This is a genomic window from Moorena sp. SIO2C4, assembly GCF_010672485.1.
Taxonomy (GTDB): Bacteria; Cyanobacteriota; Cyanobacteriia; order Cyanobacteriales; family Coleofasciculaceae; genus Moorena; species Moorena producens.
Window position 1 is genome coordinate 1 of sequence record NZ_JAAHGN010000135.1, and the last position, 10,782, is coordinate 10,782.

At 41.8% G+C, this 10,782-nt stretch carries 13 protein-coding genes; 7 read left to right on the forward strand and 6 right to left on the reverse strand.

The window, feature by feature from the left end:
* From F6K20_RS10010 to F6K20_RS10020, 3 genes are all read left to right on the forward strand, one after another.
* On the forward strand, positions 1 to 227 hold a 227-nt coding region (locus tag F6K20_RS10010; protein ID WP_287294569.1), incomplete at its 5' end, for a DUF4126 family protein.
* 53 nt (positions 228 to 280) lie between these two features.
* A complete protein-coding gene (locus F6K20_RS10015; protein ID WP_287263937.1) occupies positions 281 to 760 on the forward strand; it encodes an IS607 family transposase in 480 nt (159 codons plus the stop codon).
* 56 nt (positions 761 to 816) lie between these two features.
* A complete protein-coding gene (locus F6K20_RS10020; RefSeq protein ID WP_287265527.1) occupies positions 817 to 1,965 on the forward strand; it encodes an RNA-guided endonuclease TnpB family protein in 1,149 nt (382 codons plus the stop codon).
* Between the two features lie 316 nt (positions 1,966 to 2,281).
* Here F6K20_RS10020 and F6K20_RS10025 read toward each other — a convergent pair whose 3' ends face one another.
* From F6K20_RS10025 to ovoA, 4 genes are all read right to left on the reverse strand, one after another.
* Positions 2,282 to 2,497: a hypothetical protein gene (locus F6K20_RS10025; protein ID WP_008179557.1), complete on the reverse strand. Its 216-nt coding sequence runs from the start codon at positions 2,495 to 2,497 to the stop codon at positions 2,282 to 2,284.
* Positions 2,498 to 2,650: 153 nt separating this feature from the next.
* Positions 2,651 to 2,809 (reverse strand): hypothetical protein, encoded by a 159-nt coding sequence (locus F6K20_RS10030; RefSeq protein WP_008179558.1) that lies wholly within the window; start codon positions 2,807 to 2,809, stop codon positions 2,651 to 2,653.
* A 47-nt stretch (positions 2,810 to 2,856) separates the two neighbouring features.
* Positions 2,857 to 3,081, reverse strand: a complete 225-nt coding sequence (locus F6K20_RS10035; protein WP_008179559.1) for a DUF433 domain-containing protein — start codon at positions 3,079 to 3,081, stop codon at positions 2,857 to 2,859.
* A 130-nt stretch (positions 3,082 to 3,211) separates the two neighbouring features.
* Entirely contained in the window at positions 3,212 to 4,576 is a 1,365-nt protein-coding gene (gene ovoA / locus F6K20_RS10040) for a 5-histidylcysteine sulfoxide synthase (RefSeq protein ID WP_008179561.1), read from the reverse strand.
* A gap of 35 nt (positions 4,577 to 4,611) precedes the next feature.
* Between ovoA and F6K20_RS10045 the strand changes: the two genes are divergently transcribed.
* A complete protein-coding gene (locus F6K20_RS10045; protein ID WP_008179563.1) occupies positions 4,612 to 4,776 on the forward strand; it encodes a hypothetical protein in 165 nt (54 codons plus the stop codon).
* Positions 4,777 to 4,882: 106 nt separating this feature from the next.
* Here the strand turns inward: F6K20_RS10045 and egtD are convergent, their stop codons facing one another.
* Entirely contained in the window at positions 4,883 to 5,914 is a 1,032-nt protein-coding gene (gene egtD / locus F6K20_RS10050; RefSeq protein WP_287294571.1) for an L-histidine N(alpha)-methyltransferase, read from the reverse strand.
* 452 nt (positions 5,915 to 6,366) lie between these two features.
* On the opposite strand from egtD, the gene F6K20_RS10055 reads away from it, so the two are divergent.
* Together F6K20_RS10055 and F6K20_RS10060 are read left to right on the forward strand one after the other, a co-directional pair.
* Complete coding sequence (locus F6K20_RS10055) at positions 6,367 to 7,200, forward strand: SAM-dependent methyltransferase (protein ID WP_287294573.1); 834 nt, start codon at positions 6,367 to 6,369, stop codon at positions 7,198 to 7,200.
* Between the two features lie 71 nt (positions 7,201 to 7,271).
* The gene (locus F6K20_RS10060) at positions 7,272 to 8,630 is read left to right on the forward strand and encodes a MurL C-terminal domain-containing protein (protein ID WP_287294574.1); all 1,359 of its coding nucleotides are present in this window, start codon (positions 7,272 to 7,274) and stop codon (positions 8,628 to 8,630) included.
* Between the two features lie 184 nt (positions 8,631 to 8,814).
* Here F6K20_RS10060 and hemH read toward each other — a convergent pair whose 3' ends face one another.
* Positions 8,815 to 9,978, reverse strand: a complete 1,164-nt coding sequence (gene hemH / locus F6K20_RS10065; RefSeq protein WP_287294576.1) for a ferrochelatase — start codon at positions 9,976 to 9,978, stop codon at positions 8,815 to 8,817.
* A gap of 107 nt (positions 9,979 to 10,085) precedes the next feature.
* On the opposite strand from hemH, the gene F6K20_RS10070 reads away from it, so the two are divergent.
* The gene (locus F6K20_RS10070) at positions 10,086 to 10,712 is read left to right on the forward strand and encodes a class I SAM-dependent methyltransferase (RefSeq protein ID WP_287254624.1); all 627 of its coding nucleotides are present in this window, start codon (positions 10,086 to 10,088) and stop codon (positions 10,710 to 10,712) included.
* Positions 10,713 to 10,782 lie beyond the last annotated feature (70 nt).

Sequence of the window (10,782 nt, forward strand, 5' to 3'; positions counted from 1 at the left end):
TATTAGCCTTTGTACTCCAGTTAGTTCAAGTGGGATGGTTCTACCGTTTGCGTGGCTTACCTCTGTGGGTAGTGTTTCTTCAGGATTTTCTGTGCGTAGTTTTGATAATCTTAGCTTTTGATGCTCCAGAACAAGGAGGATTAATCGCTTTACTGCTACTGTGGCTAGCCATTCGCAGTTCTAAGCATTGGTATCGTTGGTATGTTCGAGGGCTAGAGGACAGTTAGAGAAAGTGTCATAAAGTGTACTAAAGACTATTCTAAAGTACTAGACTATTAATATGACACTAGTACCACTCCGTAAGGCGGTCGAACTTACGGGACTCTCCAAAACAACGCTAAGGAAGTATGCAGACAATGGCATCATCAAATGCGAACGAACTCCAAGTGGATACCGAATGTTCGATACAGTTAGTCTTGCCACTTTGGGAAGACAACAGCCACCAAAGCCAGCCACCATTTGTTACTGCCGAGTCAGTAGTCAAAAACAAAAAGACGACCTCGCCAGACAAATCGCATACATGCATTCCTTGTTCCCAGAAGCCGAAATCATCCAAGACATTGGCTCAGGACTTAACTACAAAAGGAAAGGACTTAGAGCCATATTGGAACGACTTATGCAGGGAAGTCAGCTCACGATTGTGGTTGCCTGCCGGGACAGACTCACTAGATTCGGATTTGAACTCATTGAGTACTTGGTTAGAAGTTACCGTAAGAGTAGTGCAGCCTTTATAGTTGGTAAATTATGCAGCATAGGGTAAAGGTTTTGTAGTAAGGCTGCACTACTCTAAGGTTTCATCTCCGGTCAGTATCAACGGTGGAAAAATCCTGGTTCTCGACCAGCCTGAAAGCTGCCCCGAATTGGAACTTACAGCAGATCTTCTCTCCATCATTCACGTCTTCTCTTGCAGAGTCCACGGACTCCGGAAATACGGCAAAAAAATCAAAGAAGATTCGAGTGTTCCTAAGTCCTGAGCAACGTTCCATGATAAAAAGATGGTTTGGAGTGTCTCGCTATGTCTTTAACAAGACCGTAAAAATTATTCAAAGTGGAGAAGTTAAAGCCAACTGGAAAGCCATTAAAACTGGCATCTTAAATGACCTTCCTGATTGGTGCAAGACAGTGCCTTATCAAATCAAATCTATAGCGATTAAGGATGCTTGCACCTCCGTCAGAGAAGCCAAGAAAAAGTACAAAAAAACTTCACAAATCAACCGGGTAAAGTTTAGGTCTAGGAAAAATCCTACTCAGTCTTGTTACATCCCAAAATCGGCGGTTTCATCTAAAGGAGTTTATCACACAAAATTAGGGGCACTAACCTTTGCTGAAGCACTCCCTGAAAAAATTTGTGACTGCCGATTGGTTAGCAACAACGGAAATTATTATTTAGTAGTTCCTTACACTACTACTCAAGAAAAGACCGAAAACCAAGGTAGAGTAGTAGCTTTAGACCCTGGCGTTAGAACTTTCTTGACGTTTTTCAGTGAAACTTATGTTGGCAAAATTGGCCAAGGTGACTTCTCGCGAATCCAGCGATTATGTCATCACCTAGATAGTCTTATTTCAAAAATAAGCAAAGCCAAAGGTAAGCAAAAACGTCGAATGAGGAAAGCTGCTAGAAGGATGGTAATCAAAATCCAAAATCTAGTTAACGAGCTTCATCATAAGGCTGCCAGATTTTTCGTAAATAACTTTGACGTAATATTACTCCCTACTTTTGAGACATCTCAAATGTCCAAGAAGTCAAAGCGAAAAATCAGGTCTAAGACAGTGCGCAATATGTTATCTTTTGCTCACTATCGGTTCAAGGAATTCTTAAAACACAAGGCGATTGAGAATGGAAAAATAGTAGTGGATGTATGTGAAGCATATACCAGTAAGACTGTTAGTTGGACTGGTGAATTGGTCAACGTTGGTGGAAGCAAGATTATTAGATCGAAGATTGATGGCCGGATAATGGATTGACCTTTGGTCACGCTTTCGGCAAAGCCGACGCTGCGCGAACGCGAACGGGACATCAATGGCGCACGAGGAATATTTCTTCGTGCCTTGGTAGATACACCCTGGCTGAAAAATCAGCTTGCATTGGCGGGCTAGAGTCTGCTTGGTAGACTTTAGTAGCTAAAAAGTATCGGAAGCGTTCCCGTATCAGTGGTCAAAACCATCACCAGAATCCTGACTAAAGGGGATAACGTTTAGGGGAGAATTGCTGCGCTATATTCGTGGTTGCTAAGGGTCTGTTGGGAGAGCGGTTTTTAGGTCTTTTGGATATCGTTCAGGATTAGCCATGATCTTGAGCTTTGGCAGCCTGTAGCACTTTTAACATCGTATCCGCTGCCTCAACCGCATCATAAGGCGACCACACTGGGTAAGACTGGTCAGGTTTAATTAAATCAGTTTCTTGTTGGGCTAGTTCCGAAATCAGAATCTGTATGATATAGAACTTGTCTGAGCGACTCAGTTCTCTCAACGTCGAGATTAGTTCTGATGAAACCATATAAACACTCCGCTCAAGTCGAGCGTACCTTTCTATTCTAATAGTCCTCGTCCGCTGCCATGAAGTTTTTTTTCCTGGACTTCAGTATCTATTAAGGCTTAAATTTATTTAACTTTATAAGTCCAGATTTCTAAACAAGTCTTCAGGTTAGTATTAGGGTGGGGATAATATCGCTCTCCACGCTTTATTAATTGCCATTGACCCAAGTAGAAGGATTGATTTACCTGTTTCTACTGCAACTACTACTGTATTTATTGTTATTGATAAAATTGCCTGCTTATAATATTCGTTTTTAACTTCATCATTTTCCATGACCTCATCAACCCGCTCCTTTCTATAGACATTTTATGCACGAAGTTTCACAAAGATACCACGAATAACTTTTTCTCACCCTCTGCTGCAAAAGCAAGACAGGCTTTGATGTCTTCGGACGTTAGTTCAGAAAAATCTTCTAGAATTTCTGCTTCTGTCATTCCCCCGGCCAGATATTCTAAAATGTCGTAGACGGTAATGCGCATGCCTCTGATGCAGGGTTTACCACTGCGTTTACCAGGCTCGATGGTGATGATGTGGCGATAGTCCATAGTTTGTTAGTCTTGTGTTATTTAACTCAATGTTAAAAGAAGTCCCACAGCTCCGGTGTTGATAGCTGATAGCACCTCAAGTAGCATCTCAAGTAGCGCATATGCTTACACCTTTTTTTACAACAAAAAGCTATGAAGCAGCAATTCTAAACCCAGCATGTTGGTAGAAGTAGGGACGGAACCAGTTACGATAGAATGTGGATGCTTCTGTTCCAGTAGTCACCCAAGCACCACCAAGCATCATGTTATGTTGGGTATCAAAAAACGGAGCAGAATAATCTTCATAGAGCCGATGGGGCTTGAATCCTGGTAGCGGCTTGAAGTCATCACTCAGCCACTCCCATACATTCCCCCGCAGGTCATAGAGTCCAGTAGGACTTTTAGCAGTTTCTAACATACCCACTGGGCTAGGTGAGCCAAACTTGAGATTTAGATTGTAATCCTCTATCCCAAAGGGGTCTTGCTGGAAATTTGTGCTACTTTCATCAAGCTCAGCAGTGGCAATATTCCACTCTGCTTCACTCATCAAACGAATCCCTTTACCCTTCCAACGACAGTAAGCCATGGCTTCATGATGATTCACTTCAACGGGCCAATCGAGAGGTAGGTCAATCTCGTCAAACAGCGCTCGATAATTGTAGCCACAGTTGTCGCCACCATTGCTAGGTATCCAGAATTTAGGGTGCTTAATATTATAGGTTGTCTTCCAAATCCAGGATTCTTTATCCCAGTAATCTGGATTATCGTAGCCATTATCATTGACAAACTCCAGAAATTCTCCGTTGGTAATCAGATACTGACTGGCTAAAAACGGTTTAACCTCTACCGAACGATTGCCATATTCACTATCCCAGCCATAGATAGGATAATCCTCTGGTTTACCAAGTGCTACCGAACCCCCAGAAACTTTGAGCATTTCATTCTTGGAAACCTTGCCATTAGAAACAGCATAATTCCAGCTGTCAGGACGTTCAAGCCGCTCTACAGGCAGTTGTCGGATCAGCATCGAAGAGGTTTCAAAGTGGATGCGACTGTGTTCAATTCCCATCATCAGCGCCCAAAGAGGATGATTTTGATGAATTGGCAGATTCAGAGGAGTCTTTTCGATAGTTTCTATAACCACCCCATACACTTGATCTCGATACCGCCAAACCTCTTCCACTTTCGGCCAGTGGATATCTTTGGTTGCTTGATCGAGTTCTTCAGGAGTTTCCGGGTCTACACCAATCTCAAACAGGATTTCATAGTTAGGATTAATGGGTTTATCCAATAACCCAACCCCAAGGAATTTATTGATGTAGAAGACAGCAGAGTGACCCAAATAGAAAATCAGACGGTTTCTTAAGGGGTCGGGACTGATATAGAATGTTTCTTCCCCAACCAGACTTTTCATCAGAACATCTTCGAGTTCCCATGAATTCTTAAAGTAATTGATAATAGTTTCGCTATTGCAGGTGTCAAGGCGAGGGAATTGAGTAGATTCGAGAGTATCCATCCTTTGAGTTCCAAATACTATTCTTCAACTTAGGGGTGTCTATATTCAGCGGTCAGCGGTCAGCGGTCAGCGGTCAGCGGTCAGCGGTCAGCAGTCAGCGGTCAGCGGTCAGCAGTCAGCAGTCAGCGGTCAGCAGTCAGCGGTCGGCTTATTTTATTCAAAAACTGTTCGGTGTAGCTTGGCCACAGGCCTTTGCCTGAAAGCTGATAGCTGATAGCTGATAGCTGAAAGCTGAAAGCTGATAGCTGAAAGCTGATAGCTGATAGCTGAAAGCTGAAAGCTGATAGCTGATAGCTTACACGTCGATTACACAGTCTGTATCTGACACAGGAGTAAACCAAACCATTCCTTGGTATCAGTCCAAGCCTGAACTGTGTTTAGTCCCCGACCGTTTAGATAGTGCTGCATCTGCTCCACATTGAATTTGCGAGAAATTTCTGTAAGGATGCTTTCTCCTGCTTGGAACTCAACCGTTAAATCCAGGCTGCTTAAGCGCACAACATGGGTCTCCTGGCAATGTAAATACATCTCAATCTGAGTTTCCGATTGATTATAAATGGCCTGATGGGTAAACCGATCCAGGTCAAAATTTCCTTGGAAACGCCAGTTCAGATGTGCCAGCATATTCAGGTTAAATGCCGCAGTCACCCCCTGACTATCGTTATAGGCAGCTTCCAGAATCTCCTTGGGTTTTTGTAAGTCAATGCCCAGCAAAAAGTAATCTCCTGGTGCTAGTAAACCTGTCATTTTCTCAAAAAAGCGATCGCACTGTTCAGGAGCAAAATTCCCCAAGCTACTACCCAAAAAGAAAACCATCCGCCTAGGTAATGGTGTTGGAGTTAATTGGCTCAGGGCGTGTTCATAGGTTCCCACCTGACCCTGAACCTTTAACTTGGGATAATCCAGCAACAGCTGCTTGGCACTCTCCTCAAGAATCTCCCCACTGACATCAATAGGAATATAGCGCAAGGGATATCCCTGACTTTCATAGGCATCCAACAACAAGCGAGTCTTGGTAGAACTCCCACTACCCAGCTCCACCAATTCGCAAGCTCCCGTCAATTGGGCTACTTCTACAGCATACTGTTGTAATATTTCTGCCTCTGTGCGGGTGGGATAATATTCCGGTAACTCGCAGATTTCCTCAAATAATTGGGAGCCTTTTTCATCGTAAAAGTAACGAGGTTGCAAAGATTTCGGCCTTTGGGTTAATCCTCGAATGATATCTTTGCCATCATCTGTTACAGTAGGCAGGTTGGCACTCCCGAGATAGTTAATTCCTAGGCGATCCTCACTGAATCTCAGATTCTTTGTGGTCTGTTGAAAAGTGGTTGACATAATACTCTTTTAAATTTAGTTTTCCAAAAACAGTTTTTCAAAAACAGTACATTTATACTGCTTAACCCATGTTCGGATTAGCACCGGTTAAGAGTACCATAATTTTTACCAGTTTTGAATAGCTCTTGCTTGGGACAGCGAACCGAGGGATTTAGCTATACTGTGTAGATTCTGAGGGCAGGGCAAACCCATCTAAAATTAATCTCAATTATTTTGACAAATAATCAATAGTGTGATATGTAATCCAAGTTAACTTGAGCACCAAATATGAGATAATGAATTGATAACTAATTTTTAGGAGTTGAGTTGTCTGACAAATTAAAAACGGCGTCTTGATGCAAAGCGCGATTGGGTGAACCCCCTGTAAGACATAACCGCAGGATGGGGGAGCCTTGTCTTGATGCACTTAAAATGAGATAGATTACTCACGAAAACTTAAAATCGTAACAGCAATGAAACAAAACAGTGACAATCTCAATCCTTCTCAAGACTACTATCAAAAAAGTAATCTAGACCTAGACGCTTGGTTTAAAACTAGTTTGATAGATTACGAAAAGCTTGTTAATAATCATCAATTTTTAAAAATAATCGATTCATTTGGAAGTGAGACGATAAAACTTTTGGATATAGGTTGTGGAACAGGAGTTTTTCCAGCTTTATTAGATAAAAAAATTGATAGTGAACTCAAGGTATCATCTGATTTGCTAGATGTTTCAGAGTATTGTCTGAATCAATGTAGTTCAGTATTTAATCAATTAAAACACTTCCAGGCAAAGGGCACGTTTGCATCGTCTACAGAAACTATTGAAACAGCAATTCCAAAAACTAGCTACTACGATCTTATTTGGGCAATTCATTCATTTTATACTGTAGACATTAATAAAATTCAGGATATCCTACAGCATATTAGGACATTGCTCAAACCCAGTGGTATTTTTTTGATGTATCAAGCAAGTTCAGATTCTTGTTATAATCAATTATATGATTTTTATCTAGAAAATTACGAACAGCCGAATAACTCTAAAAGATTTATAACAGCAGAAGATATCCAAAAAGCCTTAGATATAATTGAAGTACAGTATGATGTAATTAATTTTGAGTATAACCATGAAATTGATTGTAAAAATCAAGATTTGCTAGAAGTTTATTTAAAAAAATGTATTCTTAATAGTTCGGTTGATGTACTTTCCTTATTTAACGAAAAAATAGTAGAGTATTTGAAGCCAGAAACTAATCGATTTAGCTTTAAGCAAAAAACAAAGTTGATAATTTTTAAAAAATCATAATTCAATATTTGATTGTGAAAAAAAATCTTAGGCTGTGCCAAAACCTGGTTACCAAATTTTAAAAAATAATCATGAAAATTGAAACTATAAAATTAGATAAATTAACCATTCACGAACATCATTTGGAAATTATCTATAGTGCAGATAAATTCAATTTTTCAACAAAAGTTTTTTACCATGATGTATCCTTCAGTTTACTGGCCAGCAAATATTCTCAAGCAGTAATTCATCAAATCGCTGCTTATATTGCCTTGTTCGAGGGGATGAAACTGAGTTCACTATTTCCTAAATACTATGATATTAACCTTGTCGCTGAAAATTTAAGTCAGCCAGTGTTAGAGCTATTTGCCAAGATATATCAAGGAGTCTTTGGTCAACATTGGTATGAAAACAATATAACCGATTACCCTGGTCCTGAACTTATCTATTCACAAGGTAGCTTAAGCAACAGCAAACCTACCTCTATATTTGGCGATAACTCTACCGTACTTGCAGGCTGTGGTGGTGGAAAAGATAGTATTGTAGCTATGAAAATGCTACAAGAAGCAGATGTTCCATTTGCTTCCATGCAATACTCCCATAGTGTTTATGGCAAAGCCGATATCCAACACAATTTAATTTCGGGAGTCCTAGAACACGTCACCCCCATTAAAAAGCATAAAATTTCTATCTACGATGACTTTATTGACTATCCCTTTCTTCAGCTATATTTTCCAGACAATTCAGGAATTATCGTTCCAGAAACTCCTGTCTCTATCTTTGAATCCCTCCCTCTAATGCTGCATGAGGGATACAAGTACTTGGCATTAGCCCATGAGAAAAGTGCCAATACTGGTAATTTATTCTGGGAAAAACTAGGTAAAGAAGTCAACCATCAATGGGGCAAAGGCTACGAAGCCGAAAAAGAGTTGAATGAATTCATTCAAGAAAATATCTTATCTAATTTCTCGTATTTCGGTATTTTGCAGCCCATCTATGACTTCCGCATTTTCAAAAATCTAGCCAAATATCCCGAGGTGCTGCCTAAAATCCACTCCTGCAATATTCAAAAACCTTGGTGCAAGAAATGTCCAAAGTGTGCTTATGTATGGCTAGGTTTGATGGCTGTCTTCGAGCCAGCATCTGTAGATGCAGTCTTTGGCTCCAATTTGTTTGATGATGATGACTTACTACCTATTTTTAGAGAAATGATCGGACTAGCTGAACATACACCCTTTGAATGTATTGGTGAAATAGATGAAAGTAGATTAGCAATGAAAAAGTGTTTAGAAAAAGGTTTGTCTGGCAAAGCCCTAGAGATATTCAAACATGAAGTTTTAGTAGACAGTTCAATTGATTGGCAACAACTTGAGCAAAAGTATGACCGAGTATATGACACGGAACATGCTATTCCCGATTGGATATTTAGTAAAATTAGAGGGCAACTTTAAGTTTTAAAGCCAAGGAGCAACTGATCAGACCAACTCCTATTGGGAGCAGTTGAGGGGGACGATTACTTGCCCCCCCTCCCAATTAGATCTGGTAGATCTGGATGTGCCCGTTTCCGTTGTAAGCGGTGCGACCCCGCGCTTTGGTGGGAGCGCAAGGGAACGCGCACCAAGACCTTGAAGAAATTTATAACAACCCAGCAAAATGTAGCGGTCCAGTACCACTAATCAACTCCAACAGTAAAGCAATAAACCCAATCATAGCCAGACGACCATTCCAAACTTCTGCTGCTGTAGTCATGCCCCACTCCCAGCGCTCTGGAGGGTAAATTTTGACTGTCTCTGGGGGACGAATTACCTCAGAGAGTTCACGGCTGGGTGATTCGAGAGCGTCAACTACCAAAGTTGTCAAAGACTCAATAAACAGGGGATGGGTATTGAGGGCTGGTACCCGCTCAAACTGCTTAATCCCTGATTCTTCTGCTATTTCTCGATACTCAATGTCAATTTCTTGCAGGGTTTCGATATGTTCCGAGACAAAACTAATCGGGACTACCAGCAAATCTTGAGTATTCTTAGCTCCGAGTTCTTGCAAGGCATCTTCGGTGTAGGGTTGGAGCCATTCTACCGGACCAACCCGACTTTGATAGGCCAGAGTATGGGGATTGGGGCGGTTGAGGGTTTTCATAATTAAGGCAGTGCAATCCTCAATTTCCTGCTGATAGGGGTCTCCAGCTTCTGTGACATAGCTGATCGGGACACCGTGAGCACTAAAGAAGATATGAACTTGATCGGGATTAGAAAACTTATCGAGTTCCTGAGCAATTAAATCAGCCATGGCTTGGAGGTATTGTGGCTGCTGGTACCAGGAAGGAATAACTGTGTGTTCAATCTTGCTCAGCTCTGGGTCTTCTGTCCACAGATTTTCTAGCAGACGGAAGCTAGAACCACTGGTGCTGATAGAAAATTGGGGATAAAGCGGTAGAATAACTAAGCGTTCGATACCATCCGCTTTGATGGTTGCGATCGCTTCTTCAGTGAAAGGATGCCAGTAACGCATTCCCACATAGACACTGACCTCTTGCCCTTTCGTTTGCAAATGTTCCTGGAGGGCTTGAGCCTGGGCGTCTGTAATCTTCCGTAGAGGGGAACCACCGCCAATTTGCTTGTAGTTCTCCTGGGATATCTTAGCACGCTTAGTCGAGATTAGCCAAGCCAGGGGTTTTTGCAGCCACGGAAAAGGCAGGCGAATGATTTCCGGGTCAGAAAACAGGTTGAATAGAAAGGGACGAACATCCTTTAACTGATCTGGCCCACCTAGATTAAGCAATAATACCCCAACACGACCCATAGTTAACACAGCTTCCCATAACTTTCATATTTGTTACTGATTTTAACAATATATTTTTTAACTTAAATTTGCAACAAGAAACACAGATCTTTACGAAGGAGTGAGTAGTGGCAACAGTTCTTAGAGCTTGGAGTTATCAGTACCAATGGCTGTATGATAGTATTTCCCGGATCGCGGCTTTGAGCGTGGGTGGAGAGAGACGATTCCGCCAGCTACCGTTACAGGGCTTAACAATTCATTCAGGAACCAAGGTGCTAGATCTCTGTTGCGGCAGTGGTCAGGCAACCCAGTTCTTGGTGGAATTGTCTGAGCATGTCACAGGTTTAGATATTTCGCCACTATCCCTAGAGCGAGCGCGGCGGAATGTTCCCCAGGCAAACTATGTAGAGGGTTTGGCTGAACAGATGCCATTTCCAGATGCTCAATTTGATATAGTTCACACCAGCGCCGCACTCCATGAAATGACCCCTGAGGTGTTGCAGCAGATTATTCAGGAAGTTTACCGGGTGCTTAAACCAGGAGGAGTATTTACCCTAGTGGATTTGCACAAGCCAACTAATGTTTTGTTTTGGCCAGGGTTAGCGGTATTTATGTGGTTGTTTGAAACCCAAACAGCTTGGCAATTACTGGAGACTGACTTGGTCAAAGGGCTTGAGGAAGTGGGGTTTAAGGTATGCGATCGCTCCTTGTACGCAGGTGGTAGTTTACAGGTGATTCAGGTTACGAAAGCGTAAAGGCCGACAGTAACTAAAAAACCTACCCGAAGTGAAGGCCAAGGGCGATCAACCTTCAACCTTCAACCTT

Coding starts and splice junctions, on each gene's coding strand:
- F6K20_RS10025 (WP_008179557.1), bottom strand. CDS start 2,497: ATGGTTTCATCAGAACTAATCTCGACGTTGAGAGAACTGAGTCGCTCA.
- ovoA (WP_008179561.1), bottom strand. CDS start 4,576: ATGGATACTCTCGAATCTACTCAATTCCCTCGCCTTGACACCTGCAAT.
- F6K20_RS10015 (WP_287263937.1), top strand. CDS start 281: ATGACACTAGTACCACTCCGTAAGGCGGTCGAACTTACGGGACTCTCC.
- F6K20_RS10030 (WP_008179558.1), bottom strand. CDS start 2,809: ATGGAAAATGATGAAGTTAAAAACGAATATTATAAGCAGGCAATTTTA.
- hemH (WP_287294576.1), bottom strand. CDS start 9,978: ATGGGTCGTGTTGGGGTATTATTGCTTAATCTAGGTGGGCCAGATCAG.
- F6K20_RS10060 (WP_287294574.1), top strand. CDS start 7,272: ATGAAAATTGAAACTATAAAATTAGATAAATTAACCATTCACGAACAT.
- F6K20_RS10035 (WP_008179559.1), bottom strand. CDS start 3,081: ATGGACTATCGCCACATCATCACCATCGAGCCTGGTAAACGCAGTGGT.
- egtD (WP_287294571.1), bottom strand. CDS start 5,914: ATGTCAACCACTTTTCAACAGACCACAAAGAATCTGAGATTCAGTGAG.
- F6K20_RS10055 (WP_287294573.1), top strand. CDS start 6,367: ATGAAACAAAACAGTGACAATCTCAATCCTTCTCAAGACTACTATCAA.